The organism is Mucilaginibacter pallidiroseus, from assembly GCF_007846085.1.
Lineage (GTDB): Bacteria > Bacteroidota > Bacteroidia > Sphingobacteriales > Sphingobacteriaceae > Mucilaginibacter > Mucilaginibacter pallidiroseus.
Window position 1 is genome coordinate 68,626 of record NZ_VOEJ01000001.1, and the last position, 14,718, is coordinate 83,343.

Sequence of the window (14,718 nt, forward strand, 5' to 3'; positions counted from 1 at the left end):
TTTTCGTTTTAGGCAATGAGGACTAAATACAAGCTTTAGGTTAGCCCACACTGTGGGTAGACTGCCTGATGAACAACTGTGTGGGCAGTGTTATAGTCTCGAATTCAGTAACCGGGCGCTTACTAAGTATTAGTTGCAATAACATGTCGGCTGCCTTTTGCCCCATCTCAAAAGCGGGTTGGTAAACCGATGTAAGCGGCGGGTTCAATACATCAGCAAGGGTAGTGTTAGTGTATCCTGCTAATGCAATATCATTTGGAATTTTAATACCTGCCTTGTTAAGCAAAAATAGCGTAGTGGTTGTGATCCTGTCGGACGTGGTGAATATTGCGTCGGGTTTGTTAGGCAGGGCAAGCAATTCGTTAATTGCTATTTCCACCTCTTCGGTATCCCGGCCGCCATGAGGGCAATATTTTATGTATTGTTCTTCAATAGGCCTTCCGGCTTCTTTGAGTGCTTGCTTGTAGCCTGCAAGGCGCTCTTGAGTTATAGATATATTTGGCGGACTGGTTATGTGCGCAATTCGTTTATATCCGGCTTCAATCAGGTGTTTGGTGGCATCGTAGCCACCTTTAAGGTTATCGGCAATTACTTTATGGGTTTTAATATCACTGCTTACCCTGTCGAAAAATACGATAGGCAAGCCCTGTTTATTCAAATGTTGCAGGTGTTCTACATCTTTGGTTTCGGCCGAGAGGGAAATCAATAAACCATCCAATGCGTGGTGGGTAAGCTGCGCTACGTTTTTAACTTCCAACTCGTACGACTCATGTGTTTGTGTGATGATTACGTTGAACCCCGCCTTATATGCTACCGACTCGATGCCGTTAATAACCTGCGAAAAAAATTGATTCTCGATAGTGGATACCACAATGCCAATGGTTTTGCTGTGTCCTTTTTTTAGACTTTGCGCAAGTGGGTTTGGGCGATAGTTATGTTCGCGGGCGTATTCTGCGACCAGCTTCTTTGTTTGGGTGCTTATTTCATAACTATCTCGCAATGCTTTGGATACGGTTGATACAGAAAGCCCAAGGGCCTTGGCAATATCTCGTATGGTAATAGCATTGAAATTCATAAGGAAGCAAGGAGCCGCACATCCCTAAATGGCGGCAATATCACGCAATATATAAAGAAACGGCGGTTTTTATTAGCGCTATAAATTAACAGCAGCCTTACGCGGAACAAGCAGGTGCATTAACAGCCAGGCAAGCAAATAAGCACATGCGCAGATAATAAACAAAATATTGTAGCCTGCAGCAATGTTACCGTTTGCCTTCGCCGAATCAAGTATCCAACCGATAGCAATAGGGAATAAGATGCCGCCTACAGAACCCGCCATGCCGCCTATACCCACCACCGAGCTTACTGCCCGTTTCGGGAAAATGTCTGAAGCGGTTGTAAATATATTGGCACTCCAGGCCTGATGTGCTGCTGCGGCAAGGCTTATCAAACCAACCGCCTGCCAAATATTGGTAGCAAAGCGTGCGGCAAAAATAGGTATCACACAAAGTGCAAATATAAACATGGCTGTTTTGCGGGCTTTAAAAACAGGCATACCTTTCCTTATGAACCATGACGAAAGGTAGCCCCCGCCAATGCTGCCAATGGTGGTTGCCGTGTAAATTAAAATAAGCGGCAGGGTGGGCTTTTTCAGATCGAGATTAAATGTGCTGGAAAAATAAGAGGGGAGCCAGAACAAAAAGAAATACCACATAGGATCTGTAAGTAGTTTGCCAACAATAAACGCCCATGTTTGCCTGATGGTAAAAAGTCGACCCCATTTTATGCTGGATACAGCGCCTTGTTCTGTAGCTGGTTCATCTTCAACGTCACTTTCAATGTGATCAATTTCGGCTTGATTTATTTTTTTGTGCTTTGCAGGTATCTCGTAATATATAATCCAGAAAACCAACCACACAAAGCCCACTGCGCCGGTGATGATAAAGGCCATTTGCCACCCATAAATACCCAGTATCCACGGAACCATGGCAGGGGCAAGTACCGCACCGATATTGGCGCCAGAGTTGAATATGCCTGTGGCCAGGGCCCGTTCCTTTTTTGGGAACCACTCGGCCACTACTTTTACAGCCGCAGGAAAGTTGCCAGCTTCGCCCAGCCCCAGCGCCGCCCTTACTGCACCAAAACCGAAAGTTGATTTCACTAGCGCGTGCAGCATGGCCGCAAGGCTCCAAACAATTAACGAGATTGTATAACCCAGCTTAGTGCCAATTTTATCGATAACGCCCCCAAAAACCAACAGGCCAAATGCGTATGCGGCAGAAAAAGCCATTACAATATGGCTGTAATCGGTCTCGGTCCAGTCAAATTCCTTTTCGAGCGTTGGCTTCAAAAAACCGATAACCTGCCTGTCGAGATAATTTATGGTTGTGGCAAAAAACAGCAATACCACTACCGCCCACCGGTAGTTGGTTTTTTTCACTTCAGTCATAATTGGTTTATATAGGTATCGACAGGTTAGGGCAGGCTGTTAGTTAGCCGTTATAACGTATCGCGTCTTTTATCGTATCAACAGTACTTGTAGTGGTGTCACCTTCAATAAACAATTTATTAAAGGCTGCGGCAGTAGCAAAATCAAGCGTGTCTGAAGGGGCTAATTGGTTATAAAAACCATAGATCAAACCTGCCATAAAACAATCTCCGCTGCCAACTTTGTCTACAACGTAATCCGAATTGTACTGTGCCGAATGGGTGAAATCTCCACCCGTATATAAAGCAGTATAGTAGTTTATGCCTGCACCTTCATCAAACCTAAAGGTATTGGCAACCGCTTTACATCGCTTAAATTTATCCATGATCAGCTCCGAGCTTTTAAGCGCTTCCTTTAGGTAGATGCTTTGCTGGCCAGATTCATGAAGGTCAGGCATAACCGGAATGCCCAGCAGCTTTTCGGCCGCCCATACATTGCCCATAATTAAGTCGCAGTATTGTGCAAGATTCGGCATCACTTCATCAGGTTGTTTGCCATACTGCCAGAGTTTGGCGCGATAATTCAAATCCACAGAAGTTATGATGCCCCGGTTCGTGGCCTCTTTTAAAACTTCTTCACATAAATCTGCAGTTTCCTGGCTCAATGCCGGACAGATTGCGCTGAAATGAAACCAGCTTACATCGGCCAACACTTCATCCCAATTAATGGTGCCGGGTGTTAATTCAGCAAATGATGAGCCTGCACGGTCGTATATTACGGCATCGTGCTTCATGTCTTTACCTTTTGTGAGGTAAAACAGCCCAATGCGCCTGCCGCTTTTATTCACTGCCGACATGTCAATGCTGCGGCTGCTTAAGTAATCTATCAACTGCTCTGACACACCATTATCTGGTAGAGCAGTAAAGTATTTTGATGGCACACCCCACAAGGCTAAATCTGTTGCTACGTTAAGTTCGGCCCCACCAATGTAAAATGGCAACTGGTTGTTTTTTATCCAGGCTCCATCAATATCCGGCGATAGCCTGATCAAGAGTTCGCCAAACGAAAGTACTTTGCCTTTTCCGGGTGTTATCATTTTAAATTATAGTATTTATACGCCTCCAAATATCGAAAACCCACCGTCAACACAAATCATGGAGCCGGTTACAAAAGCCGATGCATCACTTAGCAACCAAACCAGCGCACCAATCAGCTCATCGGGGTGGCCAAATCGCTTAAATGGTGTTTGCCTTATTACAGACTGGCCCCGCGGTGTGTAGCCGCCCTCGGGCAAGGTTAGCAAATTACGGTTTTGTTCGGTAAGGAAAAAGCCCGGCGCGAGGGCGTTCATGCGTATAGCGTCGCCGTAGCGGTTGGCCAGTTCAACTGCAAACCATTGGTTATAGCAATCTACCGCGGCTTTACCCATGTTGTAGCCCAATACCTTGGTTATTGCACGTTTGGAGTTCATGGACGAGATATTAACAATACTGCCTTTTCCTGTTTTAGCAATGGCTTCACCAAAAACCTGCGTAGGTAGTAGGGTTCCCCAGAGGTTTAGGTCCATAACCTTTTTCATGCCCTCCATACTCATGCTGAAAATATCATCCTCCGGTTGTAATACACCATCGGGCATGTTGCCGCCTGCGCCATTTACAAGACCGTCTATCCTGCCAAATCGCGCTAATAAAAGTTCTTTAGCCTGTTTTAATTCATCTTCGTTAAGTACATCAGCCACCAGGGCTATTGCTTGCCCGTCTGCTGTGTTGATGGCTTCGGCGCGTTCTTCGGCTACGGCTTTGTTGCGACCAAGGATACCTACTGAGCCACCTGCAGCAACAATGCCATTGATAAACGAGTTGCCCAAAATACCCGTACCACCGGTTACCACAATTACTTTTCCGTTTAACGAATATATGTTTTCCATAGATTATTGTATTATCTGATGTCTTCTATCTTGATGGCATCCATATCGGTATAGTCCATGTTCTCGCCCGCCATGCCCCATATAAAGCTATAGCTGCCTGTACCAACACCGCTGTGCATGCTCCACGGCGGCGATACCACCGCATCATAATTATCAACAAGAATATGCCTGCTTTCCTGGCCTTCGCCCATGTAATGAAACACGCGCTGCCCGGCTGCAAGATTAAAGTAAAAATAGGCCTCCATGCGCCTGTCATGCACGTGCGGTGGCATAGTGTTCCATACGCTGCCGCCATGTAAAATGGTTAAACCCATAACCAGCTGGCAGCTTTGTATGCCCTCAGCATGAATATATTTATTTATGGTGCGGTAGTTAGCGGTTGCAGTGTCGCCCGCTGTTACTTTTGCCGCATGCTGTATAGGCATTAAAACGGTTGGATACGTTTTATGCGCCGGCGACGAAAGCAGGTAAAAAACCGGTGGATTAGTTATATCATTTGCGGCAAAGGTAACTTCCCGGGTATCCTTACCAATGTAAAGGCAGTCGAGTTTTTTTAATTCATAAACTTTTCCGTCGGCTGTTACCCGCCCATCGCCTGCAACGTTAATAATACCTATTTCACGGCGGTCGAGAAAATTTTGAGCACGAAGACTTGGATAGGCTTCCAGGTACAGGCTCCTGTAAACAGGGTTTGCCACACCTATGATCATCCTGTCGTAATGCGTGTATACGCAGTTGATCTTGTCGGGCTGGACAAGGTTTTCCATTAGGAAACGTTCGCGAATTTTATCCGTTTGGTAGGTTTTAAAATCGTCGGGGTGTACGGCGTGTATTACTTTCAAGATAAATAGAGGTTAATTAGCAAAACTGATAACGATTAAGCAATTGTACCATAATAGGTATTTATTAAAAAATAAACCCTGCATATTTCTACGCAAACGTTGTAGCGAATTTGTTCAAGGTATAGATGCATCAGGCTTATAAACTTTACGTCCGGCATTATCTATTAAGCAATTTTACTTATGTTAGGCGGGTAAACCAATTAAAACCTCATGAAAATTTACAATTTGCTTAAGGCATTGGGCTTTAGCCTCATCTTTGTATTAACTACTTTGTATGCCTCGGCAGCGGTTAATGGCGACAGTGTAACCGTAAAGCAGGCCACTCAATGGCTAAAAAAGGGTAGTTGGACCAATGGCGCAGCAGTTAAGCCACATCCATCAATAAACGCTGTTGAGTTTTACAAACAGTACCATGCAGCACAACCTTGGTGGGATAAAGCCTTTAAATATTTAAAGGAAACCAACCTGCAAAACCTGCCGCCTGGCAAATATGCAATAGACGGCGACAATGTATTTGCCATTGTAAGTGAGAGTACCGCTAAAGATAAGGAAACCGCCAAGTGGGAATCGCACCGTAACTATATCGATTTGCAATATGTAATACGCGGCAAAGAGCAGATGGGAGTGGCCCCAGCTGCTACTGCGACGGTGACCGCTCCGTACGAAACAACAAAAGACGTGATCAATTACACCGCGAATGGCACCTATTATACGGCGATACCGGGCACAATCTTATTATTTTTTCCGGCCGATGCCCACCAACCGGGTGTAAAGGCCGATGGATTCGATACTGTTAAAAAAGTTGTCGTTAAGGTGCGGGTTGCCAAGTAACCATCACTAAATATTGAGGGCCGGATCAGCGATGAGTTGATCCGGCTTTATTGTTTTTATATGCTGATGTTTTTGTATTTAAAATGTTGTATTTCTTGTAGTTATGTATTAACTTCAGGTCAACCAAATTAAAACCACAATTTCATGAAACAAGTTAAACACATCTTGGCCCGCAAAGGGGGCCGGGTTATAGCCGTATCGCCGAATACCACCGTTTTTAACGTGCTTATTTTAATGGCCGAAGAAAACATAGGCTCCGTTATAGTGAGTGATGGCGACCACTACATGGGCTTGTTGACTGAGCGTGATTATGCCCGTAAGATCATCCTGATGGGTAAACACTCTGATGATACCACTGCGGCCGAGATCATGAGTAAAAACCTGCCTAAAATAACACCCGAATCATCTATAGAAACCTGTATGGTGCTTATGAGCGAGCACAACATCCGTTACCTGCCTGTATTTGACAGGGATGAAAAGCTTTGTGGGATAATATCTGTAAACGACCTTGTTTATGCGACCATACATGCTCAAAAGGAAACAATAGAGCATTTACAGGTTTACATACAATCATAAAAAAACGAAGACGAAGATCTATTCAAAATCTTCGTCTTCATCTTCCTCTTCATCCGGCTCGGGCACGTAGTTAACTATTGCCTTGCCTATGTTATTTACTTCCGGGTCGTCATTAAACATTGGCAGCTCGGTCTCGGGATCAAGTTTCATCCACAGATTCTCGGTATCCTTTTCAATTTTACCAAACTCAACACCTGCCTTAAAAATAGTGTAAACGTCTTTTTCCTCGGGGAAAACCGAATAAACAACTCCGTTTACCAGTACATCAAATGGCTCTTGCATAGTTAAAAATGTTACCCTGCAAATCTACCAATTTAAAAAAAGCAGAGCTATTAAATTTGTGAAAAGGCCACAGGTACCAACATGGTTGATGTTATTTTATTAACTAACAAGGCGTCGGCATACTTAGGTACAGTGCTTATCTTTTTCCATTGCGCATCATCAACAAATGCTTTCCAATGGGCAGCTTTTGCATCCATGTCATCAAAGGTTACCATGTAAGTAAGGTTTGGCCTTTGCTGGCCAATAAGTGTTTCGCCCCAAAAAACAGGTTTAAAGCCAAGCCGCTTAAAAATATCTATTTCGCCCTGGTCATTAAACATTTCAATTTTTTGCGCACCTGCAGCCTCGCTTGGGCTTTGGTACTGGCGCAGCTCAAATATACGGTTGCCTTTGCCCGGGGCCTCTAAAACAGGGCTGTGTTTAAAAGCTTTCATCAGCGATGTTTCTATCCGCTCGTAAGCCGGCTGCTTTGCCGGGGCATTTAAGTAAGCGCTGCCTTTTGCCTGGTAGGCGGCATCGTTGGCAAGCGTATCAGTAACAGTTTCAAAATGCTGCAAGCTGTTATATTGTATCAGCGCGTAAAGCTTTGTTTGGCCTTCCGGTTTCATTTCTTTAAATACACCTACGTGCTTTACCCCCAATTTATTAAGGGCCGGTATGGCTGTTGATTTATAAAACTCCTCAATCAGTTGCTGCTGCGTACTGTCTTTTAATTGATAAATACGCAGTTCATAATATTCGGCAGTTGCGGGCTTGGCTAAGTTCATGGCTTGTGTTGCTGCTGGTAAAACCGTGGCAGCGGCACTGCCAAATACAGATGCTTTAACAAATGAGCGTCTTTTCATGTTCAATTTTAGTGTTTAGTTGGTATGGCTAATATAAGGTTATTAGCAGGCATAAGTTACTTTTTAATATACTTGCAGTAATATTACCTATGGACAACAGCTTATTACTTACCGCCATTGCGAAATACGTTACGCTTGATGCTGCCGAACAAGACCAATTGATTGACCGGTTGCATTACAAAAAGGTAAAACGCAGGCAATTTGTGCTGGAAGAGGGCGAGGTGCACAACAAAGTAATATTTGTAACGGCAGGCTGTTTACGCAGCTACGCAGTTGATAAAAATGGCACCGAACACGTTTTGCAATTCGCTCCTCCGGGATGGTGGATAGTTGATATGCGTAGCTTTGTAAGCGGCAAGCCAGCTATGCTTAATATAGATGCTATTGAAGACAGCGAATATATTTATATAAACAAAGCCGACTTTGATGAGCTGAACCAACAGCTGCCAAAATTTGAAACCTTTAACCGCATTTTAGGGCAAAACGCAATTGCTACTTATCAATACAGGCAAATTGATAACGTTACGCTTTCAGCTATTGAGCGCTACAGTAATTTTTGCGGGCTATATCCATCACTAATCAAATCTCTTCCCCAAAAGCAAGTGGCATCATACATAGGTGTAACGCCCGAGTTTTTAAGCAAGATGCTAAACAATACAATTGTGAAGTAGAAGCAGCGCTCTCGAAGCGTCATTGCGAACGTAGTGAAGCAATCATCGACATGCAATTTTGTAACTATTCATTTGGAGATTGCTTCGTACCTCGCAACGACGGCTTTAAAATAATGCTGACCCCAACTCCTCTTAATCTACATTAAGTTTTACGCTTAACCTACCTTATTTGGATGCATTGTGCATGCCTGTACCTTTGTTATATCAAAAGCGATAGGCGTTATGAAAAAGAAGATCACACATATTTTGGCAGGTCGCGAAAAGCAAATAACCAAAGAAGAAACAATTAGGCAACCGTTGCCCCACGTTGATTTCAGGTTTGCAAATCCGTTCATTGTTTTGCACCACCTTGGACCAAAGCAAATTGAGGTGGGCCAAAAGCTGAGGATTCATCCGCACCCGCACAGGGGCTTTGCGCCGGTTACTTTCCAACTGCAAGGCGAAGGTTACCATAAAGACAGCGCCGGGCACGATGCCGTGATAAAGGCAGGCGATGTGCAATGGATGTTTGCCGGCAAAGGCATATTGCACAGCGAAGGCCCAACGCAAGAGATGCTTGACAAAGGCGGCGTGCAAGAGCTGATACAGCTTTGGATAAATGTACCTGCGGCAAACAAATGGGACGAACCAACCTATCAGCAAGCCGCCAAATCGCAGCAACCAAATGTATTGCAGCAGGATGGTGTAAATCTGCTCCTGGCTAGCGGCGAGTACGACGGGCAGGTAGGTCCGCTGAAAACTTACACGCCCGTAACATCGATAGTAGGAGAAATTGAAAAAGGGAGACAAGTACAATTCAACGCCACATCTGGTTACTGGACATTGCTTTACATAGCAAAAGGCAGCGTAACCATAAACCAGGAGCAGGCAGATCAATATAAGCTTGTTGTATTTGAGAAAGATAACGATGAAATTATACTTACTGCATGTGAAGATGCCCAAATCCTTTTTCTTTCTGCCGAGCCAATTGATGAGCCGGTTGCCGCTAAAGAAAACTTTGTAATGAATACAATTGAAGAAGCTAATCAGGCAATTGTCGATTATAAGGCTGGCTTATTTGGAAAACTAAATTTTTAATAACAAAACATTCACAATTTAATATAACACACAATGGAAGACATAGTAAAAGGGCTGCACCACGTTACAGCCATTGCAGGAAACGCAAAACGTAATCATGATTTTTATACCAAAACATTGGGTTTACGCATGGTTAAAAAAACCGTAAACTTTGATGATCCCGAAACATACCACTTATATTATGGTGATAAACAAGGTTCGCCCGGTACAATACTAACTTTCTTTCCATGGGAAGGAATAGCAACCGGCAGGCGCGGTGCAAGGCAGGCTACAGAAATAGGTTATTCGGTGCCCGAAAACAGTTTTGACTTTTGGATTAACCGTTTCGAGAAACACAATGTTATTTATAACAAAGTGGCCGAAAAATTTGGCGAACCGTATTTAACAGTGCTTGATCCGGATGGCTTGAAACTGGAACTTATCGCATCCAAAACACCCGATGCCCGTTTGCCTTGGGAAACAGATGAGGTAAGCGCAGAAAATGCAACCAAAGGTTTCCATAACGTAACCATCACAACAAATAAAATGCAGCCTACGGCGGATATCCTTACCAATGTGTTCGGCTATCGGTTGCTTGAACAGCACGTAAACCGATATCGTTTTATAACAGATGCAGTTGAGGGTGCAAATATTATTGACCTGGTAGAGGTAGCCGGCGAGGTTGCGGGCCATGTGGCTGGCGGTTCGGTACACCACGTAGCTTTCAGGATTGCAAACGAAGAAGTACTAATGCACTTCCGTGATAAAATTGCGGCGATGGGGTTACACATCACTGAAAAGATTGACCGAAACTACTTTTACTCACTGTATTTCCGTGAACCGGGCGGCGTTTTGTTTGAATTGGCTACTGATAATCCGGGCTTTGCAGTTGATGAGTCTGTTGAAGAATTGGGCCAGCATTTAAAATTGCCTGCACAGTACGAGCAGTACCGCAGCGCGTTAGAAACTACTTTACCAAAATTAGACTAAGCAATGTACACACACAGCAAACAAATACGCATTGGCGGCATACCGGCCGCCAATGCAAAAGCTGCTCTTATCCTTATTCATGGCAGGGGCGGATCTGCAGAGGATATGATGAGCTTAGCTCAAAATTTAAACGCACAGGATATGGCATTTTACGCCCCGCAAGCAACAAATTATAGCTGGTATCCTTATAGTTTTATGGCGCCGGTAAAAGATAATCAGCCTGCGCTCGATTCGGCTATCAACCTCATAGATGAAACCGTTAAGCAAGCCATTGCCGATGGTTTTACAGCAGAGCAGATTTATTTTGCAGGCTTTTCGCAAGGTGCCTGCTTAACGCTTGAATATATTACCCGCAATGCCAAACAATATGGAGGCGCGGTAGCTTTTACAGGTGGCTTGATTGGCGAGCAGATAAACATGAACAATTACAAGGGAAGCTTTAAAAACACACCCGTACTGATTACAACGAGCGACCCCGACCCGCACGTGCCACTAACAAGGGTAGATGCAAGCGTGGCCATTTTGAAAAGAATGAACGCCGACATCAACTTAAAGGTTTATCAGGGCAAGGCACATAGCATTAGCCAAGTTGAATTAGCGTTGGCTAACCAATACATTTTTAACAAATAATTTAGCGAACTATGGATTTGACTAATGTTGAACTGGTTAATAATGAAGAGAAGCACAATTTTGAGCTTTTTGTTGAGGGCCAACGTGCTTTTATAGATTACCAGCTAAGGGGAGATAAAATTTACCTGATCCATACCGAGGTGCCGGTTGAGCTTGAAGGAAACGGAATTGCTGCTGCCCTTGTTGAAAAAGCATTTCAGTATATCGAGGCGCATGGTTTAAAAATGGTAGTGCTTTGCGTATATATCCAATCATACCTGAAACGCCATCCGGAGTGGGAGCGGTTAAAGGCGTAACTACAGTAACAGTACGTCGATACGGTGGGCATGAACCATGTTTAACTGAGCCGACCATGCAAATACAGTAAACTGCCCGTCTTGCGATGCCACCAATGCTATAGCATCGTGCTGATCATTTACAAATTGTGCAGCTGCCAAATGGCGGCTGCCGCCGTTTTGGGCCGGGTGTACACGCGTTGCCTTTGCTTGGGCAACCGGCTCTGTTATGATGATTTGCCCAACAGGTTTATTGTGCTCCCCGCGGGCAGCTTTTGCGCCAAAGGCAAGCAAGTCGTACTTTTCGGTAATCACAGTAGCGCCGTCAACGGCAGTGAAGCCACCAATCAAATCAATTGCTTCCAGTAATGATTCGCGCCACTCGAGCGTTTGCCGCTCATCAAGGCTTTTCTCCATCAGGCTGGCAACTGCACCGTAAGGCGGCACAACGGGATATTTAACAGGCTGTACAATTGATTTTCGCCACCTGTCGGTTCCTTGCGGTACAATAAAAACGAGCCCGCCACGCCCGTGCTGTCGCATAGATGCCGCCAGTTGTACCAATACGTTAAATGATTCGCCCATAAAAGAGGGCAGGGGCATGTTGGCCAGCGAGGCAAGCAGCTGCGGGCAATCGGCCACGCCCATAGTTACCTCATCAAGTACCTTTATTTGGTCTGCCTTTAAAACAGCCACGTTCACAAATTTTCCAAATCCATCAATACGTCGGTGCTTTATAACCAGTACGCCCGGCTCGGTCACTTCCAGTACAAAGCATATAGAAGGTACGCTGTGGGTTGTGCCCCAAATAAAAAGGTCATCGCCCTCCGGCCAAACGCCAAGATGTATGCCCGGCTGCTCAACCGCGGGTGCAAGCTTAACCAGGTTACGGGGCGTTAGCCTTAGTTTATCGCCAAATATAAGCGGCCTGTCAGATTGCGACGGCTCAAGTAATGCCAATGATACTTTTGGGGATTTTCCTTCCTCGCGCTGCAGGCTTGCCCAAAAGGCCACATCTAAAACAGACTCAATTATTTCTGCAGCAGGAGCAGTTGCTAATATGCGGCCGGGTGAAGGTGCGGCCAAAGACAAATGCCTTTTAAAGTGAGCCTCAATTGTAGGCGCCACCATACGGGCCGGCAGATAGGTAGGTTCTGATAACATTACAAAGCGCGCAATTTAATTATACAATGATACTTATTATGAAATCAAAATGCTTCATAAAATACCATTATGACATAAAGTTGCGCGCTGTAATTTTAAAGTAGGGGTATTATAAATATTGGGGTACTAATATGCATTCTCCTCACCGCGTATCACATTCAAAACCGTACTCACAATGATGCGTACATCACCCATCACGCTCCAGTTTTCAATATACCAAAGGTCATGCTCTACACGTTTTTGCAATTGGTCTTGCTCACGCACCTCACCGCGAAAGCCATTTATTTGTGCCCATCCGGTAATGCCCGGTTTAAGAAAATGGCGGTCCATATACTGGTCAACCGTTTGGCTAAAACGTTCGGTATGTTCAATCATGTGCGGGCGCGGGCCAACAAGGCTCATATTGCCAAGCAAAACGTTAAAAAATTGAGGTAGTTCGTCAAGGCTGGTCTTTCTGATAAAGGCTCCTACGCGGGTAACGCGGCTATCGTTTTTAGTTGCCTGCACATGAGCCAGCGCAGGGTTAAGGCGCATGCTGCGAAGCTTGTAGCACCAAAAAGGTTTATTGAATCTGCCAGATCTTTCCTGCTTAAATATTCCCGGCCCTTCAGATTCTGCTTTAATCATCAGCACAAGAATAGGCATCAGCCATGATAGTATAAATACAATCACCATCAGGCTTACAATAATATCCAATAAACGTTTAAGCGTATGGCTTCTATTCATAAATTAATCAATATTAATTAGGGCTAACGTCCGAACACAACACCAGGGGGGATGATATTATGATAAAATGGTACTTAGCTGCATAACTTGAAATAATAATAATCTGGCAATAATTTGAGGGTTAAACAAAGATCATAATTTATTTATTACACATCAATCTGTTTTCGTCAAAATAGCGATTGTCCCGGTTTTGTCTTGCCAATTTGCCTGTTATAGTCGCAATCTCTTTGCGAATTTAATAATTTCAGAGCAAATGAGAATATTATTTATAAATGAATATTAGAAATTTTGCACCGCTTTTTTAGCCGGGTAGTCTAGTCGGGTACTCTTTCTTGTGCCATTAACTGTCATGTGTACAATATTGAGCTGGTCCTGGTAAAGATCTTGCAACAGGCTCACTTCAGCTTCCATATTTTTTGGAGTGTTTATTTTGGCCGATTCCAGGTATACATTTACAGCCTCCCGATTAATTTCAAAGCCAAGATAGTTTGGCTTAACGGCAGCTCCGCCGGCCTTTATCTGTAAATGAGCGTTTACGTAGTTTTTAACCATTACGTCCATAGCTGCATGCATGTCTGCGCGGTTTAGATCGGCCTTTGCGTGAAACTGCTTTTCGAGTGCCGACTCAAAGTCGTCCGTAAAAATGGTACACGTAATTTCCAGCTGGTTATCTTTTGGATTTAAGCTGATATCAGTGGTGCTAACGTGCAGCGGGTGAAATGTTGTTTTAGCCGGGTTAGTTAAGCTAAGCAGCCCGGTTAAAATGTAACAATATAGTAGGGAATTACTTAAAAGTGCAGCCATATCGCAAAGGGGAAGCTTTAATATTAAAAAGCTGTTAAATTTACGCTTTCGTTCCAAAAAAATTATGTCGGATATTGGTTTTTATTTTGGGCTGGGATGGAAGCATATCATTAGTCTTGATGCTTTGGACCACCAGTTATTTATACTTGTACTGGCTGCTGTATATACCCTAAGCAATATACGGCAGGTGCTTATTTTAGTTACCGCTTTTACCGTAGGGCACTCCTTAACACTTGCTTTAAGCGTGTTTGATGTAATACGATTCCCAACAAAGTGGGTAGAATTTTTAATACCCTGTACCATTGTAATAACTGCTGTCAGTAATATAGTAAGGCTAAATGCAAAACAGGCAAACGTTATGGTTAACTACTACCTTGCGCTTGGTTTTGGCCTTATACACGGGATGGGTTTTGCCAACAGCATTCGCATTATGCTGGCTCGCGATCAATCAATAGGATGGGGCCTGCTTGGCTTTAATCTTGGGCTTGAGGCAGGTCAAATTGTTGTAGTTGCCGTTATACTTACCCTGGCATTAATTTGTTTTAAATACCTGCATATAGCCCGCCGCGACTGGGGTTTTTTTATCTCTGCCGCAGTTTTTTCATTATCAGTACAAATGGCGCTTGAAAGGTTGCCGTTTTAAATTTAAATTTGACTATTAAACCCCATAA

The 14,718-nt window shown here is 44.1% G+C and carries 18 protein-coding genes; 8 read left to right on the forward strand and 10 right to left on the reverse strand.

Going from position 1 to position 14,718, the window contains the following annotated elements; genetic code table 11:
* Positions 1–40: 40 nt before the first annotated feature.
* The 5 genes from FPZ43_RS00355 to kduI all read right to left on the reverse strand — a co-directional run bounded on the left by FPZ43_RS00355 (position 41) and on the right by kduI (position 5,197).
* Positions 41–1,075, reverse strand: coding sequence for a LacI family DNA-binding transcriptional regulator (locus FPZ43_RS00355; protein WP_146379866.1), 1,035 nt, complete (start codon positions 1,073–1,075; stop codon positions 41–43).
* A 78-nt stretch (positions 1,076–1,153) separates the two neighbouring features.
* Positions 1,154–2,449, reverse strand: coding sequence for an MFS transporter (locus FPZ43_RS00360; RefSeq protein WP_146379867.1), 1,296 nt, complete (start codon positions 2,447–2,449; stop codon positions 1,154–1,156).
* 43 nt (positions 2,450–2,492) lie between these two features.
* Positions 2,493–3,524 carry a sugar kinase gene (locus FPZ43_RS00365; protein ID WP_146379868.1) on the reverse strand — a complete coding sequence of 344 codons (1,032 nt, stop codon included), beginning with the start codon at positions 3,522–3,524 and terminating at the stop codon, positions 2,493–2,495.
* Positions 3,525–3,539: 15 nt separating this feature from the next.
* The gene (locus FPZ43_RS00370; RefSeq protein WP_146379869.1) at positions 3,540–4,355 is read right to left on the reverse strand and encodes an SDR family oxidoreductase; all 816 of its coding nucleotides are present in this window, start codon (positions 4,353–4,355) and stop codon (positions 3,540–3,542) included.
* An 11-nt stretch (positions 4,356–4,366) separates the two neighbouring features.
* Positions 4,367–5,197 (reverse strand): 5-dehydro-4-deoxy-D-glucuronate isomerase, encoded by an 831-nt coding sequence (kduI, locus tag FPZ43_RS00375; RefSeq protein WP_146379870.1) that lies wholly within the window; start codon positions 5,195–5,197, stop codon positions 4,367–4,369.
* A 210-nt stretch (positions 5,198–5,407) separates the two neighbouring features.
* On the opposite strand from kduI, the gene FPZ43_RS00380 reads away from it, so the two are divergent.
* A complete protein-coding gene (locus FPZ43_RS00380) occupies positions 5,408–6,028 on the forward strand; it encodes a YhcH/YjgK/YiaL family protein (protein WP_146379871.1) in 621 nt (206 codons plus the stop codon).
* 144 nt (positions 6,029–6,172) lie between these two features.
* Positions 6,173–6,604 (forward strand): CBS domain-containing protein, encoded by a 432-nt coding sequence (locus FPZ43_RS00385; protein ID WP_146379872.1) that lies wholly within the window; start codon positions 6,173–6,175, stop codon positions 6,602–6,604.
* Positions 6,605–6,622: 18 nt separating this feature from the next.
* On the opposite strand, the gene FPZ43_RS00390 is transcribed toward FPZ43_RS00385, so the two are convergent.
* Together FPZ43_RS00390 and FPZ43_RS00395 are read right to left on the reverse strand one after the other, a co-directional pair.
* Entirely contained in the window at positions 6,623–6,886 is a 264-nt protein-coding gene (locus tag FPZ43_RS00390; protein ID WP_146379873.1) for a hypothetical protein, read from the reverse strand.
* A 50-nt stretch (positions 6,887–6,936) separates the two neighbouring features.
* The gene (locus tag FPZ43_RS00395) at positions 6,937–7,731 is read right to left on the reverse strand and encodes an NIPSNAP family protein (RefSeq protein WP_146379874.1); all 795 of its coding nucleotides are present in this window, start codon (positions 7,729–7,731) and stop codon (positions 6,937–6,939) included.
* A gap of 89 nt (positions 7,732–7,820) precedes the next feature.
* Here FPZ43_RS00395 and FPZ43_RS00400 point away from each other — a divergent pair, with 89 nt between their 5' ends.
* The 5 genes from FPZ43_RS00400 to FPZ43_RS00420 all read left to right on the forward strand — a co-directional run bounded on the left by FPZ43_RS00400 (position 7,821) and on the right by FPZ43_RS00420 (position 11,374).
* The gene (locus tag FPZ43_RS00400) at positions 7,821–8,402 is read left to right on the forward strand and encodes a Crp/Fnr family transcriptional regulator (RefSeq protein WP_146379875.1); all 582 of its coding nucleotides are present in this window, start codon (positions 7,821–7,823) and stop codon (positions 8,400–8,402) included.
* Positions 8,403–8,624: 222 nt separating this feature from the next.
* Positions 8,625–9,479 carry a pirin family protein gene (locus FPZ43_RS00405; RefSeq protein WP_146379876.1) on the forward strand — a complete coding sequence of 285 codons (855 nt, stop codon included), beginning with the start codon at positions 8,625–8,627 and terminating at the stop codon, positions 9,477–9,479.
* 33 nt (positions 9,480–9,512) lie between these two features.
* A complete protein-coding gene (locus tag FPZ43_RS00410) occupies positions 9,513–10,448 on the forward strand; it encodes a ring-cleaving dioxygenase (RefSeq protein WP_146379877.1) in 936 nt (311 codons plus the stop codon).
* A 3-nt stretch (positions 10,449–10,451) separates the two neighbouring features.
* Complete coding sequence (locus FPZ43_RS00415; protein WP_146379878.1) at positions 10,452–11,078, forward strand: alpha/beta hydrolase; 627 nt, start codon at positions 10,452–10,454, stop codon at positions 11,076–11,078.
* A gap of 11 nt (positions 11,079–11,089) precedes the next feature.
* Positions 11,090–11,374 (forward strand): GNAT family N-acetyltransferase, encoded by a 285-nt coding sequence (locus tag FPZ43_RS00420; protein ID WP_146379879.1) that lies wholly within the window; start codon positions 11,090–11,092, stop codon positions 11,372–11,374.
* Here FPZ43_RS00420 and FPZ43_RS00425 read toward each other — a convergent pair whose 3' ends face one another.
* The 3 genes from FPZ43_RS00425 to FPZ43_RS00435 form a co-directional block, all read right to left on the reverse strand.
* Entirely contained in the window at positions 11,375–12,517 is a 1,143-nt protein-coding gene (locus tag FPZ43_RS00425) for a putative sensor domain DACNV-containing protein (RefSeq protein ID WP_146379880.1), read from the reverse strand. It abuts the gene before it with no gap.
* A 126-nt stretch (positions 12,518–12,643) separates the two neighbouring features.
* A complete protein-coding gene (locus tag FPZ43_RS00430) occupies positions 12,644–13,243 on the reverse strand; it encodes an exopolysaccharide biosynthesis polyprenyl glycosylphosphotransferase (RefSeq protein WP_146379881.1) in 600 nt (199 codons plus the stop codon).
* A gap of 279 nt (positions 13,244–13,522) precedes the next feature.
* Entirely contained in the window at positions 13,523–14,047 is a 525-nt protein-coding gene (locus FPZ43_RS00435) for a DUF6702 family protein (RefSeq protein ID WP_146379882.1), read from the reverse strand.
* A gap of 64 nt (positions 14,048–14,111) precedes the next feature.
* Here FPZ43_RS00435 and FPZ43_RS00440 point away from each other — a divergent pair, with 64 nt between their 5' ends.
* Positions 14,112–14,690, forward strand: coding sequence for a HupE/UreJ family protein (locus tag FPZ43_RS00440; protein WP_146379883.1), 579 nt, complete (start codon positions 14,112–14,114; stop codon positions 14,688–14,690).
* The last annotated feature ends 28 nt before the right edge of the window (positions 14,691–14,718 follow it).

Bases quoted from the DNA above. Each gene is read 5' to 3' on its own strand.
- FPZ43_RS00355 (WP_146379866.1), bottom strand. From the start codon at position 1,075: ATGAATTTCAATGCTATTACCATACGAGATATTGCCAAGGCCCTTGGG.
- FPZ43_RS00360 (WP_146379867.1), bottom strand. From the start codon at position 2,449: ATGACTGAAGTGAAAAAAACCAACTACCGGTGGGCGGTAGTGGTATTG.
- FPZ43_RS00365 (WP_146379868.1), bottom strand. From the start codon at position 3,524: ATGATAACACCCGGAAAAGGCAAAGTACTTTCGTTTGGCGAACTCTTG.
- FPZ43_RS00370 (WP_146379869.1), bottom strand. From the start codon at position 4,355: ATGGAAAACATATATTCGTTAAACGGAAAAGTAATTGTGGTAACCGGT.
- FPZ43_RS00380 (WP_146379871.1), top strand. From the start codon at position 5,408: ATGAAAATTTACAATTTGCTTAAGGCATTGGGCTTTAGCCTCATCTTT.
- FPZ43_RS00385 (WP_146379872.1), top strand. From the start codon at position 6,173: ATGAAACAAGTTAAACACATCTTGGCCCGCAAAGGGGGCCGGGTTATA.
- FPZ43_RS00390 (WP_146379873.1), bottom strand. From the start codon at position 6,886: ATGCAAGAGCCATTTGATGTACTGGTAAACGGAGTTGTTTATTCGGTT.
- FPZ43_RS00395 (WP_146379874.1), bottom strand. From the start codon at position 7,731: ATGAAAAGACGCTCATTTGTTAAAGCATCTGTATTTGGCAGTGCCGCT.
- FPZ43_RS00400 (WP_146379875.1), top strand. From the start codon at position 7,821: ATGGACAACAGCTTATTACTTACCGCCATTGCGAAATACGTTACGCTT.
- FPZ43_RS00405 (WP_146379876.1), top strand. From the start codon at position 8,625: ATGAAAAAGAAGATCACACATATTTTGGCAGGTCGCGAAAAGCAAATA.
- FPZ43_RS00410 (WP_146379877.1), top strand. From the start codon at position 9,513: ATGGAAGACATAGTAAAAGGGCTGCACCACGTTACAGCCATTGCAGGA.
- FPZ43_RS00415 (WP_146379878.1), top strand. From the start codon at position 10,452: ATGTACACACACAGCAAACAAATACGCATTGGCGGCATACCGGCCGCC.
- FPZ43_RS00420 (WP_146379879.1), top strand. From the start codon at position 11,090: ATGGATTTGACTAATGTTGAACTGGTTAATAATGAAGAGAAGCACAAT.
- FPZ43_RS00425 (WP_146379880.1), bottom strand. From the start codon at position 12,517: ATGTTATCAGAACCTACCTATCTGCCGGCCCGTATGGTGGCGCCTACA.
- FPZ43_RS00430 (WP_146379881.1), bottom strand. From the start codon at position 13,243: ATGAATAGAAGCCATACGCTTAAACGTTTATTGGATATTATTGTAAGC.
- FPZ43_RS00435 (WP_146379882.1), bottom strand. From the start codon at position 14,047: ATGGCTGCACTTTTAAGTAATTCCCTACTATATTGTTACATTTTAACC.
- FPZ43_RS00440 (WP_146379883.1), top strand. From the start codon at position 14,112: ATGTCGGATATTGGTTTTTATTTTGGGCTGGGATGGAAGCATATCATT.